At 57.1% G+C, this 18,079-nt stretch carries 12 protein-coding genes, 1 tRNA gene and 2 pseudogenes; 9 read left to right on the forward strand and 6 right to left on the reverse strand.

What is annotated here, in order from left to right; translation table 11 throughout:
* The first annotated feature begins 57 nt into the window (after positions 1-57).
* The 7 genes from HMPREF1287_RS07260 to HMPREF1287_RS07290 all read left to right on the forward strand — a co-directional run bounded on the left by HMPREF1287_RS07260 (position 58) and on the right by HMPREF1287_RS07290 (position 9,578).
* Entirely contained in the window at positions 58-864 is an 807-nt protein-coding gene (locus HMPREF1287_RS07260) for an FAD-dependent oxidoreductase (RefSeq protein WP_023018075.1), read from the forward strand.
* Complete coding sequence (locus tag HMPREF1287_RS07265) at positions 861-1,763, forward strand: oxygenase MpaB family protein (RefSeq protein ID WP_034654502.1); 903 nt, start codon at positions 861-863, stop codon at positions 1,761-1,763. The genes HMPREF1287_RS07260 and HMPREF1287_RS07265 overlap by 4 nt, the downstream gene beginning before the upstream one ends.
* 105 nt (positions 1,764-1,868) lie before the next feature.
* Positions 1,869-4,841 carry a (Fe-S)-binding protein gene (locus tag HMPREF1287_RS07270; protein WP_023018077.1) on the forward strand — a complete coding sequence of 991 codons (2,973 nt, stop codon included), beginning with the start codon at positions 1,869-1,871 and terminating at the stop codon, positions 4,839-4,841.
* Between the two features lie 34 nt (positions 4,842-4,875).
* Positions 4,876-6,183, forward strand: coding sequence for a cation:proton antiporter (locus HMPREF1287_RS07275; RefSeq protein WP_023018078.1), 1,308 nt, complete (start codon positions 4,876-4,878; stop codon positions 6,181-6,183).
* A gap of 75 nt (positions 6,184-6,258) precedes the next feature.
* Complete coding sequence (locus HMPREF1287_RS07280) at positions 6,259-6,909, forward strand: DUF1707 domain-containing protein (RefSeq protein WP_023018079.1); 651 nt, start codon at positions 6,259-6,261, stop codon at positions 6,907-6,909.
* A gap of 49 nt (positions 6,910-6,958) precedes the next feature.
* Positions 6,959-8,194 (forward strand): pyridoxal phosphate-dependent aminotransferase, encoded by a 1,236-nt coding sequence (locus tag HMPREF1287_RS07285; protein WP_023018080.1) that lies wholly within the window; start codon positions 6,959-6,961, stop codon positions 8,192-8,194.
* 256 nt (positions 8,195-8,450) lie between these two features.
* Positions 8,451-9,578, forward strand: coding sequence for a YibE/F family protein (locus tag HMPREF1287_RS07290; protein WP_232218886.1), 1,128 nt, complete (start codon positions 8,451-8,453; stop codon positions 9,576-9,578).
* Here HMPREF1287_RS07290 and HMPREF1287_RS07295 read toward each other — a convergent pair.
* Together HMPREF1287_RS07295 and dcd are read right to left on the reverse strand one after the other, a co-directional pair.
* Positions 9,575-10,897, reverse strand: coding sequence for a UDP-glucose/GDP-mannose dehydrogenase family protein (locus HMPREF1287_RS07295; RefSeq protein ID WP_023018082.1), 1,323 nt, complete (start codon positions 10,895-10,897; stop codon positions 9,575-9,577). The genes HMPREF1287_RS07290 and HMPREF1287_RS07295 overlap by 4 nt on opposite strands.
* 36 nt (positions 10,898-10,933) lie before the next feature.
* A complete protein-coding gene (dcd, locus tag HMPREF1287_RS07300; RefSeq protein ID WP_023018083.1) occupies positions 10,934-11,503 on the reverse strand; it encodes a dCTP deaminase in 570 nt (189 codons plus the stop codon).
* A 63-nt stretch (positions 11,504-11,566) separates the two neighbouring features.
* Between dcd and HMPREF1287_RS07305 the strand changes: the two genes are divergently transcribed.
* A tRNA-Gly gene (locus tag HMPREF1287_RS07305) sits at positions 11,567-11,640 on the forward strand.
* Between the two features lie 95 nt (positions 11,641-11,735).
* Here HMPREF1287_RS07305 and HMPREF1287_RS07310 read toward each other — a convergent pair.
* From HMPREF1287_RS07310 to HMPREF1287_RS07320, 3 genes and pseudogenes are all read right to left on the reverse strand, one after another.
* Entirely contained in the window at positions 11,736-12,929 is a 1,194-nt protein-coding gene (locus HMPREF1287_RS07310; protein WP_034653752.1) for an IS481 family transposase, read from the reverse strand.
* 222 nt (positions 12,930-13,151) lie between these two features.
* Positions 13,152-13,800, reverse strand: a pseudogene (locus HMPREF1287_RS07315) (integrase core domain-containing protein); the annotation flags it as partial.
* 91 nt (positions 13,801-13,891) lie between these two features.
* Positions 13,892-15,226: an IS256 family transposase gene (locus HMPREF1287_RS07320; protein WP_198010388.1), complete on the reverse strand. Its 1,335-nt coding sequence runs from the start codon at positions 15,224-15,226 to the stop codon at positions 13,892-13,894.
* 139 nt (positions 15,227-15,365) lie between these two features.
* Here HMPREF1287_RS07320 and HMPREF1287_RS07325 point away from each other — a divergent pair.
* A pseudogene (locus HMPREF1287_RS07325) lies at positions 15,366-16,451 on the forward strand (IS256 family transposase); the annotation flags it as partial.
* 38 nt (positions 16,452-16,489) lie between these two features.
* Here the strand turns inward: HMPREF1287_RS07325 and HMPREF1287_RS07330 are convergent.
* Positions 16,490-17,682 (reverse strand): IS3 family transposase gene (locus HMPREF1287_RS07330; RefSeq protein WP_156905094.1). Its coding sequence is split into 2 segments (ribosomal slippage): positions 16,490-17,403 and positions 17,403-17,682, totalling 1,194 coding nucleotides; the frame shifts between segments, so codons are not numbered across the junction.
* Positions 17,683-18,079: the final 397 nt, after the last annotated feature.

The raw sequence follows: 18,079 nt of genomic DNA on the forward strand, positions 1-18,079 counted from the left end.
TAAAATTCACACCATACAGCGGCCAGTAAGCGCCCTGCGAAACTCGAAAGGAACAGCATGTTCAAGCCATACCGTCGGCCGACTGTCGCAGTGGTTGGCGCCGGAGTAGCTGGATGCGCCGCGGCTTCTGAATGCGCATTCTCAGGATTCGACACCGTTCTTTTTGAACAAGAACCACATATCGGTGGTCATTTCAATTCTGCTCTAGCCACTGAGGTATCCCGGAAATACCACTTCCGTACGCCGTACCTCCGCCTCACTAGGACTGACGGCTCACCGGCTTCTGTCATTCGCCACCTTGAAAAGGCTGTCGAGGCCAGTGGCGCCGAGTTCCGTGGTTCCACCGAAGTTACCGGAGCTGAATTCGACCGCGCAGAAGGACAATGGGAAATTTCCTACCTCAGTGATTCCGGCCAGGAAACCCAAGCATTCGATGTCCTGATCCGCGCCACCGGTGAGGCGTCTCCGTGGATTTCCGTTCCGGGACGTTCGAAGGCAAATGTCGACGATATGTACCTCCACCACGGTGTCGAGGTCTTTGGACTTCCTAATGCCCTCTTCGTCGACGGCCCTACCCCGCGTGATTCCTACCTCAAACGCCGCCCATTGGCTGTTATCGAGGCCCGTGCGGATCACTGCCGCCGTTACGTTCGCCAACTCGAAATTCGTGGACCCGGAGAACTAACGGTCAAGCATGATAAGTGGTTGGTCCAACCCGGAACTGTACGCGGAATCCGCGAAGTGCTCGCGGGGTTCGATGCACCGGCCCATGATTTCAAGAGAGCATCCAACTACGCCTCTGAATCCGCCTCATCAGAACGCCAGACTCAACAAAAGTCCGCTACTGCCCTTAAGGAGGCATGATGACCACTCTGAGCAATCCTGAAAGCACTGTAAACGATCAGATGACCCAAGCGTCCGATACCAATACGGAAAACCTGCCTGAGTTGGGTCCAGATTCCATCCTGTGGCAGCGCTTTGGTGACTGGCGCTCGGCATTCGTTGCCCTGTCCGCTGGTCTATTACAGATTACCCAGCGCGACGTCAGCCGTTCCTTGGTGCAGCACTCCAACGTCTTCGATAACGAGGTTGCACGCCTTGTTCGGTCCGCTTTCCCGATCATTCGCACGATTTATGAAGGCCCCGAAGTCGGCATAATGATTCGTGATTTCCATAAGGACATCAAGGGAACCCATCCAGATGGAAGCCGCTACCACCCGCTGAATCCGGATGTTTACTACTGGGCCCATGCCACCTTCGCAGCCATGCCTTACCAGTTGGCCGGCAACTTCATGGTTCCCTTAAGCCCAGAGGAACGCGAACAGCTCTTCCAAGAAACCCGTACTTGGTATACGTTCTACGGAGTTGCAGAGCCGGATGATGCACCAAAGACGTACGCAGAATTTGAAGAGTACTTGGACCTCATGATCGATACCCTCGATATCAGCGAGACCATCGAGCGCTCCCGCATTATCAACGGCCTTACCCTTGACCCCCCAGACCCTAAGGTGCCCAACTGGCTGTGGAAACCCATCGCACCCTACGCATCCCGACTGCTGCTGTGGGTTGCTATCGGTATGATTCCAGACAAGTTGCGCAATAAACTTGGCTGGGAGTGGACTAAAAAGGACGAGCGCAAGCTGAAGATTTTCTCCCGTACTGTACGTGGTATCTTCTCTGTCCTCCCACGCAAAGCACGCATGGTTCCTATTGCTACGCGCGCATTTGAAAAGGCTGAAGCCGAAGGCGGCTTCCACTACTAAAACCATTCCCCTTCACTCATTGGTATTGAATACTGACTCCCAGATTCGCGGCTTTAGGCCTTAAGGTAGATAACAACGTGGAGTATCAGTAGTGAAGGAGCACGAATGACCACCGTGTTCGGTTGGATTGCTATAGCCGCATCGATTCCGGTGTGGCTATACTTTTTCGCCCGCGCCGGGGCGCTCATTAAGTTCATCCGCTCGGGCGGGCCCACCCAACTAGAGCGCACCAATAGCCCCGTAAAACGCCTTTGGCGCGTGCTGGTTGAGGTCTTCGGCCACACCCACTTCAAGGGCAAACCACTGGTCAACGCTGCCCACTGGTTAGTCATGGTGGGCTTCTTATTCGGCATCCTGGTCTGGTTTGAGGCCTATATCCAAACCTTCGCCCCGGATCAAGGATGGCCGGGCTTAAGCACCTGGACGGTCTATCACTTCGTGGAAGAAGTGCTCGGCATCGGCACGGTGCTAGGCATCTGCTTCCTGATAAGCGTGCGCCTGAAACTAGGCGATACCGAGCGCGGCAGCCGCTTTTTCAACTCTCAAACGGCAGCGGCCCGCTGGGTGGAGGCCATCGTCTTCATCGAGGGCCTCAGCATGCTCCTGGTCAAGGCCTCCAAGATCGCGGCCTTTGGTCACGGTTCCGCAGTCGCGGATTTCTTGACTATTCACCTGGCTAAGGCGCTACCCGAATCCCCGGCACTGGTCAGCTTCTTCGCCCTGGTCAAGCTGCTATCCGGGCTCCTCTTCATCTTCTTTATCGCCCGCAACTTCCAGTGGGGTGTCATGTGGCACCGCTTCATGGCGTTTTTCAATATCTTTTTCCAGCGCAATACCTCTGGGGAAAAGGCGCTCAAATCCCTGCCCACCCCGGACCTGGAAGAAGACATCACCCCTGGCAGCTGGAAGATGCTGCTGGATTCGACCGCATGCACCGAGTGCGGCCGCTGCCAGGAGCTGTGCCCCGCCTGGAATACCGATAAGCCGCTCAGCCCCAAAAAGGTCATGATGGACCTGCGCCAAGGCGCGCTGGATAATTACAACCCACACGAGGGCCTCGATGTGCTCTCGATGGCTGGTGTCATCGACGATGACGTCCTGTGGTCCTGCACCAATTGCGGGGCCTGCGTGGATCAGTGCCCCACCGATATCGAGCACATCGACCATATTGCAGACCTGCGCCGCTTCAAGGTCTTGGCGGAATCCGATTTCCCATCGGAGCTCACCGGCCTATTTAAAAACATGGAGACCAAGGGCAACCCTTGGGGCCGCAATAATTCCGAGCGACGCGCCTGGATTGATGAGGCGCGTGCCGATGGCATCGAGGTACCCATCATTGGCGAGGACGCCACCGATTTCTCCGATATGGAATACCTCCTCTGGGTAGGCTGCGCCGGCGTTTATGACGACAATGGCCGCCGCACCACCCGCGCCGTCGTGGATCTGCTGCACACCGCTGGCGTGAAGTTCGGCGTGCTTTCTACCGGTGAGACCTGCACCGGCGATCCCGCCCGCCGCGCCGGCAACGAGTTCTTGTTCCAGATGATGGCACAGCAAAACGTTGAAACCCTCAACAACGCTTTTGCGGGCGTACCCAAAGGCCAGCGGAAAATCATCACGACCTGTCCGCACTGCTTTAATACCATCCGCAATGAGTACCCGGACTTTGACGGACATTTCGATGTATTCCACCACACGCAGCTGCTCAACCGCCTGGTGCGCGAAAAGCTGCTACAGCCGGTTCCGCGCACCCCAGAAAACCGCAAGCCCATCACTTACCACGATCCGTGCTTCTTAGGCCGGCACAATAAGGTCTTCGATCCCCCGCGCGAGCTTCTCGAGGCCACCGGCGTAGAACTGCGCGAGATGGACAAAACCCGCGATGAGGCCTTTTGTTGCGGCGCCGGCGGCGCGCGCATGTTCATGGAGGAAAAGCTGGGTTCTCGCATCAATGAGTTCCGCACGGAGCAAGCACTCGAGACCGGCGCCGAAGAAATCGCCACCGGCTGCCCGTTCTGCAATGTCATGATGACCGGCGGCGTGAAATCTTTGGCCACCGAGTCCACCCCCACCACCCAGGTCAACGACGTGGCCACCATGCTGCGCAATTCCATTTCCCTGGATGACAAGGGCACTCTTCCCAAGCCCCGCCCCAAGGCCTTCTTGGGCACCCCAGTGCGCCACCGCGCGGCTTCAACCACTACCCCCGATGCCCCCAAGGCGCCCGCGCCTGCCGATGCCCCCTCCTCTACCAACACCCCCACTGCCGCGACGCCACCTGCTGCGCCCGCCGCTCCAGCAGCCCCATCCGCGCCTTCAGCACCGGCAGCTCCAAGCGCGCCCTCTGCCCCAGCCGCCCCCTCTGCTCCGGCGGCACCAACTCAGCCTGCCGGACCCAGTGCACCATCCGCTCCCGCTGCTCCGGCGGCTCCTCCCGCACCCGGTTCTGCGACGCCATCGGCACCATCGGCGCCAAAGGCTCCTTCGGCACCCGGCGCGCCCACTCCATCTGCTGCACTGAGTGCTCCCTCCGCGCCCAGCGCGCCAACACCACCGGGCGCTCCCACGCCGCCAAAGGCTCCTAAGGCCCCAGCGGCTCCGAGTGCTCCTTCGGCACCCAGCACCCCTGCAGCTCCGAGCGCTCCAGCAGCACCAAGTACCCCGGCAACTCCAGGTGCTCCGACTCCGCCAGCTGCTCCAAGTGCCAAGGCACCCGCGGCGCCCCAGCCGCCTCGTGCCCCGCAGCCACCGGCTGCACCGGAAGCGCCAGCTGCGCCGAAACCACCTGCAGCTCCACAGCCGCCGAAGGCTCCGCAAGATGCCAAGGCACCACAGGCTCCGGCAGCGCCAAAGCCACCGCTCGCTGACAAGAAACCCGAAGCAGCAGCGCCGCCCGCGCAACCCGCATCCCCTGCCCCTCCAGCCCCGTCGGGTCCACCGGCATCGTCCACGCCGCCTGCTCCGCCTGCGCCACCGGCACCACCGGGGACGTCGGCAAGCGCAGAGCCTCCCAAGGCACCCAGGCCACCGGAACCGCCGGAGCCACCCACGCCGCCGGAAGACGCGAATACCGAGTAGGCATGTGCAGGGGTGAGTGCGTACGCTGTGATCCATGCATTTAGATGTGGGATGGGCTGCGGATACTGTTGTTCTCGCAGCGGGTGCGACGGAAAACACCACTAGCCTCGTTTCCTTTGCCTGGATCATGCTTGCGGCGCTGTTGGCGCCCATAGTGTCGTTCATGTTGGGCAACCGGCTGCCGGCCGTTGCCCTTCTGATCATCTTCGGCATGGTCATCGGCCCATCGCTTTTGGATGTCGCCCATGAGGATGCCGGCATCAGCATGCTGAAAGAGCTGGGTGTTGGTGCGCTCTTCTTGCTCGCCGGTTTTGAGATCGAGATTTCTACGCTCAAGACCAAAGAGGCGGGAACCGCGCTTTCCACTTGGCTTATCTGCCTCGTGGCCTGTGGTGTTGGTGCGTACTTCTTGGTCGATAACGTCCCAGGTGCCATCGTGGTAGCACTCGCGCTGACATCCACGGCGTTGGGCACGCTACAACCAATGCTGAAACAGGACCGCGTGCTCGAGACCAAAGTGGGCAAATCGGTCATGATTCACGGCGCTATTGGTGAGGTCGCCCCCATTACCGCGATGGCGCTTTTGCTCAGCACGCGCTCCACGTGGACCACGCTGCTGATTATGCTCGCGTTCATCGGTATCGCCGTGGCCGTTGCCATCATGCCGGCGGCCATTGCAACGACGATTCCGTGGGTTAAAGCGGCGTTTATCTCCGGTGCAGGGTCCACCAACCAGACCATTTTGCGTCTGATCATCCTGATCCTTGCCACCCTCATGGCCGTCACGGCGGTCTTTGAGCTCGACATCGTGCTGGGCGCCTTCGCCGCCGGCATCATCTTAAACCGCATCATTCCGGATGAATTCCACCGCCGGCTGGAGCACCGCCTCGATGTCGTCTTCCACTCCATGCTCATCCCGGTCTTCTTCGTGGTCTCTGGCATGACGATTAACTGGGATACCATCGCCAATAATCCGGGGAAGGTGCTAGGCATCCCGGCGCTTATTCTCGTTACCCGTGGTCTGCCGGTATTCCTGCGCGAGAATGTGGGCCACACCGGCTCCGAAATTGAAACGGTGCGCGAACGCCTCCAAGTCAGTTTGTACACGGCGACCGGCCTGCCGATCATCGTTGCCGTGACATCGCTGGCGGTTAATTCCGAATTGATGAAGCAAGAAACCGCCTCCATCTTCGTTGCCGGTGGAGCGTTGACTGTTGCCATCTTCCCGTTCCTGGCCAACGTGGTGGGGAGGAAAGACTCCAAGACGGTTGATGAATCCGATCCAAAGAAGAAATCGGATTCCACCGAGGACGATAAGGAAGAAGAGTCGCAAGAGCTCTAATCTGTGCACTCCACTCTAGAAGCCATGCCTTGCCACCGCGGCAAGGCATATTCTTTTTGAATCAGCTTGTCTATTATGGTGGCTGTGACTAATAGCTACGGATCCTCCCCCTATGACCGGACACTGCGTCTATCCGATTCAGAGCGCAACGATGCCCTGACCGATCTAGCCCGCGCAGTGGGCGAAGGCCGCTTATCCATGGACGAGTTTGAGGAGCGCTCCGATAGCGTCATGCAGGCCGTGACCCAAAAGGACCTGGCACCGATCTTTAGCGATATCCCTGCGACCGGCTCGCAAGAGGTAAAGATCTACTCCCAAGGCGATGTGGACCGCGCCTATAATGCCGCAAAGAAGCCGCGCATCGCTACGGCGCTGACCAGCTCGGTGGTGCTGCTCACGGCATCACCTACTCTTGTCTTGCTCAGCGCCACCATGAATAGCCCTTGGTTGCTAGCGGGCGGTGCCGTGGCCGCAGCGCTCATCCCCATCGTGTGGATCCTGTTGTATGTGGCCAAGGTGGGCCCGGAATCCTGGCACGCCCCGTCGGTGCGGCAAATTGAGCGCCAACAGCAGCGCGAAATCCGTGCGCTGACGGCACACGAGCGAGCGCATCAAAAAGAATTAGAGAAGAAAATGTGGGCCCAACGCCGCCAGCAGGCCGGAGAAATTACCGGTCAGGCTATGGAAATGGCGAAGAAACAAATCAGCAAGTGGAATAATAAATAGCGCTGAGGTGCGCTGCAATATTTCTTAGCGCTGTGAAAGATGGCACAATATGGCCATGACTTCTCCCAAACCCCGCATCTTTGACCAGTCCGAAAAATTAAAGGGCATCGCTTACGATATTCGCGGTGAGGTCTCAGCGGAAGCGGAGAGAATGGAGCTGGATGGCCACACCATCCTCAAGCTCAATACCGGCAACCCCGCCGTCTTTGGCTTCGATGCACCCGATGTCATCATGCGCGATATGATCGGCGCGCTGCCCACCTCCCAGGGCTACTCCACCTCTAAAGGCATTACCTCGGCTCGGCGGTCCATCGTCACGCGCTATGAGCTCGAAGACTTCCCTCATTTTGATATCAACGATGTCTTCTTGGGCAATGGCGTATCAGAACTAATCACCATGACCACCCAGGCGCTGCTCAATAACGGCGATGAGATCCTCATCCCGGCACCCGATTACCCGCTGTGGACGGCGGCAACCTCGCTGGCCGGCGGCACCCCAGTGCACTACCTGTGCGATGAGGAAGACGACTGGAACCCATCCATCGAGGACATTAGGTCCAAGGTCACCGAAAAGACCAAGGCCATCGTGGTTATCAACCCGAATAACCCAACCGGCGCGGTGTATTCGCGCGAGGTCCTGCAGCAGATCGTGGACATCGCCAGGGAGCACAACCTGCTGATTTTGGCCGATGAGATTTATGACCGCATCCTTTATGACGATGCGAAGCATATCTCCATCGCCTCGCTGGCCCCCGATCTCTTGACCTTTACCTTTAATGGCCTATCCAAGGCCTACCGCGTCTGTGGTTACCGCGCGGGCTGGATGGTCATTACGGGCCCGAAGCACCATGCGCACGGGCTTATCGAGGGCCTCGAATTGCTGGCCGGTACCCGCCTGTGCCCGAATGTTCCTGCCCAACATGCCATCCAGGTGGCGCTGGGCGGGCGCCAATCCATCTACGAGCTCACCGGAGCGGGGGGACGACTGCTGCGCCAGCGCGATATCGCCTACGACAAGATCAATGAGATCCCCGGTGTGTCCGCGGTAAAGCCCAAGGGCGCGCTGTACCTCTTCCCGCGCCTGGATCCCAATGTCTATGAGATTCACGATGATTCCAAGCTCATGTTGGACATCCTCAAGGCCGAAAAGATCCTCATGGTCCAAGGCACCGGCTTCAACTGGCCGCACCCGGATCACTTCCGCGTGGTCACGCTGCCCTGGGCTTCCCAGCTGGAAAACGCCATCGAGCGCTTGGGCAATTTCTTGGTAAGCTACCGCCAATAGCACCCCAGCAGGCGATTGGTAATTGCAGTAATAATCGTTCACAATACACCGTATGGGACGGCATTCCTCGGTTTCTAATTCCGCATCGGACTCGGCTTCGCGGCATCGGCAAGCGCAGCGTCGATCTGGGTCCAGCGGGCACGCGCCAGGCCAGTCGGCGTTGGAACGCCTAAATCCACGTCAGCTGGCGCAGGAGGTATCCGGCCACCCGTGGCGCGTTGGCCTGGTCACTGCCATCGGTACGGCCCTTGTCGCCATGCTGATTGGCCTCGTCCTGCTGTGGCCCTCTAGTGCTACCTCAGAGCACACTTCGGAGGAGTTCGAGTCCACCTACGCGCTGAACCACCCGCAGGTTGAGGCAACAGTGGAAAAGACCGACCATTCCGCGTGCCAATCGGAGCAGACCGGCCTGGCCTTCGATACCCCGCCGCTGATTCCGGAAAAGGAAGAGGTGGACTGTGACCGGGCGCTGGTGAAGATCACCTCCGGCGAGGACGAGGGAAAGATGACCCAATTGGTCACCTACGGCAACGCGGGCGACCCAGAATTGCAGCCGGGCGATAATATCGTGCTGTCCAAGGCCACCGATCCCACCGGATCCGTCTCGTATGCCTTTGCCGATTATCAGCGCAGCAATAGCCTCCTGCTGTGGGGAGTGGTCATCGCTATTGTCATCATCGCTTTCGCGGCCTGGCATGGGGTGCGCGCGATCATCGGCTTGGGGCTAAGCCTTGGCATCGTCTTTAGCTTCCTCATCCCAGCGCTCATCGCGGGCACCAATCCCCTGTGGGTGGCGCTCGCCGCCTGTACCGCCATCATTCTCCTTGCCGTGCCGCTGGTCCACGGCGTGAATTGGAAATCCGCCTCCGCGGTGGGCGGTTCCCTGACTGCGCTTGCCATCGCCGCGTTCCTTGCGTGGGCAGCCATCGATAGTTCGCAACTACAAGGCTATAGCTCCGAAGACAACCTCAAGCTGCTGCTGTATATGCCCAATGTGTCCATCCTGGGCGTACTGCTGTGCGGTTTCGTCGTCGGCGCATTGGGCAGCCTTGCCGATGTCGCCATCGCCCAAGCCTCCACCATCACCGAGCTGCACGAATCCGATTCCGCGGCCTCACCGCTCGAGCTTTTCCTATCCGCCATGCGGGTCGGCCGCGACCATATTGCCTCGATGGTCTATACCCTCATTTTGACCTATACCGGCGCCGCCTTGCCCCTACTCCTGCTCATCACCGCAGCCGAACGCCCAGCGGGGCAAATCCTCAGCAGCGATCTCGTCGCCACCGAGCTCCTGCGCTCCGGCGTTGGCGCCATGGCGCTGACCCTCGCGGTGCCCATTACCACGCTGATTGCCGCGTTTACGGTCCCGTCGCGCCGCCGCTAAAGCGTGCGGCCCAGCGCCTGTATCTTCCAACCGGCGTTGGACCAGGCCGCAACGTCGAGCACATTGCGGCCATCGATAATGTGCTTATTATCCACGAGCTCGCCGGCCTCGTTCGGGTCCAGCTCCTTAAATTGCTGCCATTCGGTGGCCAGGATGACCAATTCCGCCTCCCGCAAGGCGGATTCCGTATCGGCGGCATAGTCCAAGGTGGGGAAAACCTTCTTGGCGTTGTCCATGCCCTCGGGGTCATAGACGGTCACCGCCGCACCCGCCAAGGACAAGGACCCCGCGACCGAGAGCGCCGGCGAATCCCGCACATCGTCCGAATTCGGTTTAAAGGCACAGCCCAGCACGGTAACGCGGTGGCCCAAGAGCGAGCCATTGAAGGCTTCTTTAGACATGTCCACCATGCGGTCGCGCCGGCGCATATTGATCGCATCCACTTCGCGCAGGAAGGTCAGAGCCTGATCGGCACCGAGCTCACCGGCGCGCGCCATAAAAGCGCGGATATCCTTGGGCAGACATCCACCGCCAAAGCCCAGGCCCGCGCCGAGAAACTTGCGGCCAATGCGCTTGTCTATGCCAATGGCATCCGCCAGCGCCACCACGTCCGCCCCCGCGATCTCACAAATCTCAGAGACCGCATTGATGAAGGAAATCTTGGTGGCCAAAAAGGCGTTGGCGGAGACTTTTACTAACTCTGCGGTCTGCAGGTCGGTCACGATGAAGGGCGTATCCTGCGCTAACGGCTGCGCGTAGATCTCACGGGCAAGCTCTTCTGTGCGCGATTCTGATTCACGGGTACCAATCACGATGCGGTCCGGGGTGATGGTGTCGTGCACCGCATAACCCTCGCGCAAAAATTCCGGATTCCACGCGATTTCCACGCGGGTTCCCTCGGGCGCCAAACTATCCGCCAGTTCTTGTAGTTCCGCCGCCGTGCCTACCGGAACGGTGGATTTGCCAAAGATGACGTGCTCCCCGCGCAGCTTGGGCACCAAGTCCGTGATAACGGCTTTAACATAGGTCATATCCGCTGCATAAGAACCGCGGCGCTGCGGGGTTCCCACGCCGAGAAAGTGCACGTTGGCAAACTGCGCGGCCTCGTCATAATCCGTGCTAAACCCTAAGCGCCCAGCATCAATATTGCGCTCGAGCACCTCCGGCAGCCCCGGCTCAAAGAACGGAACCTTGCCCGATTGCAAGACGGCGATCTTATCCTCGTCTACATCGACGCCTAAAACTTCATGCCCCAATTCCGCCATGCAGGCGGCATGGGTGGCACCCAGGTAACCGGTGCCAATAACAGTCATCCGCATAAAACCTCATCCTAGAGATTTTATGTAAATACCAGATTAATCCCTGCGGAAGTTCAGGTAAGACTTTGATGGCGTTGGGCCGCGCTGACCTTGGTACTTCGATCCCAAGGCACCCGTGCCATAGGGGCTTTCCGCCGGCGAGGTCATCTTAAAGATGGCCAACTGGCCCACCTTCATCCCCGGCCACAGCGCAATGGGCAGGTTCGCGGTATTAGAAAGCTCCAAGGTGATGTGCCCGGAAAAACCGGGATCGATAAAGCCCGCGGTGGAGTGGGTCAAAAGGCCCAGCCGCCCCAGCGACGACTTTCCCTCCAGCCGTCCAGCCAGGTCAGCCGGGAGGGTGAATTTCTCCAGCGTAGCGCCAAGGACAAACTCGCCGGGGTGGAGGATAAAGGATTGGTCCTCTTCTACTTCCACCAAGGTGGTAAGCTCCGGCATCTCCTCTTTGGGGTCAATGTGCGTATAGCGGGAGTTATTGAATACCCGGAAGTACTTATCTAAGCGCACGTCAACGGAAGAAGGCTGGATAAGCTCACTATCAAAGGGCTCGATGCCCAGCTCTCCGGAATCAATGGCGGAACGAATATCACGATCTGAAAGAAGCACGGCCCCGATTCTACTCAATCGCCTGCCCTAGGTGTATAGTAGGGAAAGCGCATTTAGCGCAGTGCCGACGTAGTTTAATGGTAGAACTGCAGCTTCCCAAGCTGCTGGCGCGGGTTCGATTCCCGTCGTCGGCTCCAATGTCATGAGTCGCGACATGCTTGACAGGTGAGTCGCGACATCGTTGACAAACCGGCATCTCAGTTTCTTTTTGTTCTGGGATGCCGGTTTCTTCTTATTCTGGGCCTAGGGGTGGGTCTCCTTGTTTCCAGTAGGGCTTTTGGTAGTTGCGGCTGGTGTCGATGTAGTGCTCGGTGATGACTTCTCCGGTTTCGGCTAGTGATGTGATGACGTGGTTGTCGGCGATGACCATGAGGATTTTCTGTCTTTTCCATTTGCGGCCTATGCCTAGGTGGAAGATTTTGCCGGCGTAGCGCACGGTGGTTTTGCCGTTGTCCCAGACGACGTCGTTTCTTGTGCGCCATTCTTGTGTCGGGTTGTGGGCTGGGTTGGCTTTGGTGCCGGTGGTGTAGGCCTGGTGTGGGGTGCGTCGGCCTAGTGCTTTGTGGGGGCGTGTGGTGTTGTAGTAGTCGCGGAATTCATTGAGGAGTGTCTGCAGGTCAGCTACGGTTTTAGCGGGTGGTCGGGCGTTGATCCATTTTTTGAGGGTTTGGTGGAATCGCTCGATTTTTCCTTGGGTTTGGGGATGGCCTGGTCGGCCGTTTTTCTGTTGGATTTTGTTGGCGTTGAGGACTTTTTCAAAGGCGTTTCGTCCGCCTTTGCGTCCTGCTAGGCGGGCGGTGAAGACGAGGCCGTTGTCGGTGAGTGTGGATGCTGGTGGTCCGTATTCTGCTATCAGGCGTGATAGTTCCTCGGCGACTTGTGTGCCGCTAAAGGCTGCGGCTGCGGTGATTGATAGCAGGTAGCGGGAGTGATCGTCGAGGAAGTCAAGGACTTCGATGCGGGTGGTGTCCGCTAGGTACAGGTGGGTGATGTCAGCCTGCCAGCATTCGTTGGGCATGGCTGCTTCGAAGCGGATGAAGGAGCTTTTGGGCTTCTTTTTTGGTGCTGGGGTGATGAGTCCTTCTTTTCTTAGGATGCGGCGGATTGTCGAGGTTGAAGGGACGCGTTTGCCGTCTTGTTGTAGGTGGTAGGCAATGGTTTCTGGACCTGCGTCGAGTCCGTGACGGGTGAGCTGTTTACGGATTGTGATGATGTCTTTGCACACGGTGTCTGGCACGGCTTGGGGGTGAGTGCGTGGGGCGCGGGATTTCGGCGCGATGGCGTCTGTGCCACCGGCATCGAAGGCATGAAGGATTTGGTAAACGCGTTGGCGAGAGATACCGAATTGCTTGGCTACTTGTGATGGGCTGCGCTTTTGCCCGCGGACTGCTTTGACGATGGCGAGGTTACGGTTGGGACTGTTCATAGTGTCAAACATGTCCCGACTCACCTGTAAAACATCACCTGACACGGTAAGGGTGGGCTAAGTGTCAAGTTTGTCCCGACTCACCTGTCAAGCATCAGGACTGCCTTCGCAGGAACAGGGTGTCAAATATGTCGTGAACTCAGACACCGTCGTCGGCTCCAATTGTCATGAGTCGTGACATGCTTGACAGGTCAGTCGCGACATCGTTGACAAACCGGCATCTCAGTTGTTTTTGTTCTGGGGTGCCGGTTTTTCGTGTTTTGGCTCTAGGGGTGGGTCGCCTTTTTTCCAGTAGGGCTTTTGGTAGTCGCGGGCTGTGTCGATGTAGTGCTCGGTGATTATTTCTCCGGTCGCAGCTAGTGATGTGGTGACGTGGTTGTCGGCGATGACCATGAGGATTTTTTGTTTCTTGAATGCGCGTCCGATGCCTAGGTGGAAGAGTTTGCCGGCGTAGCGGACGGTGACTTTGCCTTCTGTCCCAGACGATGTCTTTTCTGGTGCGCCATTCTTGTGTGGGATTGTCGTTGGGGCTGGCTTTTGTGCCGGTGGTGTAGCTGTGGTGTGGGGTGTGTCGGCCTAGTGCGCGGTGTGGGCGTGTGGTGTTGTAGTAATCGCGGAACTCGTCGAGGAGTTGTTGCAGGTCAGCAATGGTGTGCGCGGATGGCCGGGCGGCGAGCCATTTTTTGAGTGTTTGGTGGAATCGCTCAATTTTTGCTTGGGTTTGCGGGTGTCCTGGCCGTCCGTTTTTCTGTTGGATTTTGTGTGTTGTCAGGACTTTTTCAAAGGCATTTCTCCCGCCTTTGCGCCCGGCTAGCCGGGCGGTAAATACTAAGCCGTTATCGGTGAGAGTGGATGCTGGCGGGCCGTATGTGTGGTTGCGTCCAGTAGCGTGGTGTATCTGTAACTGACGGTGGGCCCCTTATGAATGGAGCGTGTCAAGTTGTTTGTGTGTGGGGCTAGGTTTATAGGTATTTGTCGAAGCGGGCGGGAAAGGCTACGGCCATTTGGTTGATGGCTTGTTTCCAGCCGGAAACTCGGGCTCCTTCCACGAGCCTGCTGGCGGTAGCCGAGGCTCGTTTACCTTGTTTCGCTCTCTTTGCGGCTCGTTTGTCTTCAATGTTGCAGATCATCAACCACAGCGTCTTGAGCGCGGATTCATCGTTAGTGAACTGCACCCTGTTGCGAGTAGCTTTACGCAGCTGGTTGTTAAACGATTCAATGGAATTCGTTGTATAGATGACCTTCCTTGCTGCTGGTGGGAACTGCAAAAATGGCACGAATCTATCCCATGCGTCCTGCCAGACCTTGACCGACTGAGGATACTTCACACCCAGTTCAGACTCGGAAAATTCCTTCAACGCTGCTTCTGCCGTGGATTCATCAGTAGCCGTATAAACCTTCTTCAACGCGGCTGATACAGCCCGGCGATCCCCGTAAGACACCCACCGATTCGCGGCACGAATTAAGTGCACGATGCAGGTTTGTACCATGGAATTCGGCCAGGTTGCCTCCACTGCCTCTGGTAGGCCTTTCAGCCCGTCACAGCAGACAATAAAGACGTCTTTGACCCCACGATTGGCCAGGTTGGCGCACACGTGTGCCCAAAAGGAAGCACCTTCTTCTTTGGCAATCCACAATCCCAGGATGTGTTTGATGCCATCTAAATCCACGCCGATGGCCATATAAGCACTCTTGTTGACTACTCGGCCGCCGTCGCGGACTTTAATACGTAGTGCATCCAGGAAAATGACTGGGTAGAACTCGTCTAACTGGCGGTTTTGCCAGATCATGACCTCATCCAAGACTGCGTCTGTAACCGCCGAAATCGTCTCATGGGAGATATCAACCCGCATCGCAGTTGCCATATGGTGCTGGATATCCCGAATGGTCATTCCGCCGGCATATAAGCTGACAATCATATCGTCAACATCTGTTAGCCGCCTAGAGCCTTTAGGAACCATGGTTGGGATAAACGTCCCGGCCCGGTCTCGTGGAACATCAATGTTTACTGGCCCGTAGTTAGAATCCACGGTTTTCGGGTAGGTGCCGTTGCGGTGATTGTCTGTTTCAGCAGTAGCTTTAGCTGCTCTATCGCCGGGCTCATAGCCTAGGTGGGCATCCATTTCAGCATTCAAACCCCGGGTAATTGAGGCTTGCAACATGCCCCGAACTAGGTCGTTGGCATCCGTGGTGGACGTGCTTAGCTCATCAATCAGTTTCGCGATTTCTGGGTTAGCAAGCAGCTTCTTTTCAATCGCATCAATCTTGGCCTTATCAGCCGGATCTCGTCTCGCCATAGTAGTCATTCTGGTTCATCTCCTTATGCGGGTTAGGTTCCCACACACAAACCATTAGACACTCTCTATGAATGAGGCCGGCGACCACCGTAGTACCTTTCGATTCCGTAACCACACTTCCTCGAAAGGGATAACCACGATGGCCGCTAGCCCATATTCTATAGACCCGACTACCTACTTAGACGAATTGCTTGCCCAAGCATCCCCAGATCTCATGCGCGAGATGCTTCAAGGATTCATCAACCAAATCCTATCGACTCAAGCAGACCAGATCTGCGGCGCCGACTACGCCACCACGTCTAAGTCTCGAACCAATGTCCGCAATGGCTACCGCCACCGCGATCTTGATACTCGCGTTGGCACCATTGATGTCGCTGTACCCAAACTACGTACCGGGTCATTTTTCCCGGACTGGTTATTGCAACGACGCACTCGGGCAGAACGAGCACTAACAACCGTAATAGCTACCTGCTATTTAAAAGGCGTGTCCACACGCAGGATGAACGATCTCGTCGCCAGTTTGGGAATTAATAATCTTTCAAAGTCGCAGGTATCTGACATGGCTAAAGACCTGGACGAGATGGTCGAAGACTTCCGTACCCGACCACTCGATACCGGTCCATACCTGTATGTTGCCTGTGATGCATTGACCATGAAAGTCCGCGAAGGAGGACGCGTGGTCAAAGCTTCCGTCCTCGTGGCTACCGGGGTTAATGCCGAAGGCTATCGTGAGCTATTGGGCATGCAGGTTGCTACATCTGAGTCTGTGGCGTCGTGGACTGGGTTCTTTAGGGATCTTAAAGCTCGCGGACTTAATGAGGTCTATCTTGTCACCAGTGACGCGCATCTAGGAATCCAGCATGCGATTAGTGACGTGTTGCCGAATGCGTCCTGGCAGCGGTGTCGAACGCACTTTTCTAAAAACCTGTCTTCGATGGTTGCCAAGACCCAGTGGCCAACCCTATCGGCGATGTTTCATACGATATTCCAGCAACCAGACTCGGAATCGGTGTGGTCCCAAGCACGTGAGGTCGTAGCGTTTTGTGAAGATAAATTCCCCCACGTTGCCAGCTACCTGGAAGAAGCCCTCAACGAGCTCTTAGCTTTTACCAACGCCCCGAAATCCGTCTGGAAGAAAGTCTGGTCGAATAACCCTACTGAACGGCTCAATCGTGAAATCCGCAGGCGTACGGATGTTGTAGGCATCTTCCCCAATCGTGACGCTGGGCCCGACCCCCGGAAAGTGGACACATCGGGGGTTAACTATGCGACTTTAGCTAGTATAGCTGAAGTCTCGGCTTCAAAGACATCAGGAGCCACAAGATTGCACCAGGAGTGGCGCCTGCGGGTGTTGTAGCGCATGCACCACCGGAAGACTTCCTGACGGCAGATAATGGGATTATCAAAGACTTTCCGATCACGCAGCACTTCACGTTTTAAGGTGGCGTTAAATGACTCTGCCAGGGCATTATCGGCACTCGTTCCCACCGCGCCCATGGATTGGCGTACACCCAGCGACGAGCAGTAGTTTCTAAACGCTTGTGAGGTGTACACGCTGCCGTGATCGGAATGGAAAATAGCCCCGTCAAGACTGCCACGCACACCGTGTGCGTGGGCTAGGGCATCGATGACCAGTGAGACACGCATGTGGTCTGCGAGTGCATAACCTGCAAGTTTCCGTGAATAGGTGTCAATGACTGTAGCCAAATACATGTTTTTGCCTCCCTTGCACGGCAGGTAGGTGATGTCGCCTACATAGACGTGGTTCGGCCTGTCAGCGGTGAAATTGCGGCCTACTAAATCTGGCATGACACGGTGGCCAGGCTTGCGCTTGGTGGTGATGCATCGACGTCGTTTGGTAAAGCCTTTGATCCCCATCGATTTCATGATGCGTGCGACCTTCTTATGATTGGTCGGGCCGAGGTCCGTATCGTCGTTGAGGCTTGCGGCGATGCGTTTGGCACCATAAAGCCCGTGCTCATCATCGAAGATGGTCTTGATTCTTGCACCAATAAGAGCATCAGAGCACATCTTTAACCTGCGATTTTCGCGGGTATTGACCCATTTGTAGAACGAGGAGCGATTGAGCTTTAACACATGGCACATCCGCTTGACCGAGTACTCGGTTCGGTGGTCATAGACAAACTGGAAGCGGATCACCAGCGTGTCTCTTCGGCAAAATATTTGGCGGCCTTGCGCAGAATATCGCGCTCTTCGCGCAATTTTGCGTTCTCTTTTTCTAGCTGGCGGATTCGCTCGGAATCATTCGCCGCTTGGGCTTTATCGTGCATGGCCTTTGTGCGAGCACGTTTGCCGGTGCCGTACTTTTTGACCCAAGAATGCAGCGAGGCTCGATTGATTCCGAGCTCGGCTGATGCTGAGTTCAGCGAGAGGTCCTCATTGTTCTCATAGAGGGCCACGGCATCGCGTTTGAACTGTTCGGAGTACCTGGACATGGTGGTAGATTACCAATCTTGCCAGCTCGACTGGGCTGGATATCAGGTGTCCACCACATGGGGGTCAGGTCCCCACACCACCACCGCTGTCGCATCCTCTGTGGCGTAGAAAACCAAGAAAAACAGCCTCTACGAAACCCGGAGCTTGATACCTGCACAAGTTCATGGTCAGGGCCCTAGGTGGCTGGATGGACTGTGTGATAACGACCATCTTGCACCGTCTAGGGCCTCTTGCTATGCCACGACACCACCAAAACACCCCCTGCCTATCCTTTTGACCCGGCCCAACGACCCCTACCCCCAGCCAGGTAGCTATGTTGCTACGCACTCTAGATTGGGAAGAGCCGTTTTGCCCTCTATCTATTGCAACTCATTGCCGCGCAGGGTAGCCTAACCT

This window comes from Corynebacterium sp. KPL1986 (assembly GCF_000477975.1).
GTDB classification, from domain to species: domain Bacteria; phylum Actinomycetota; class Actinomycetes; order Mycobacteriales; family Mycobacteriaceae; genus Corynebacterium; species Corynebacterium accolens.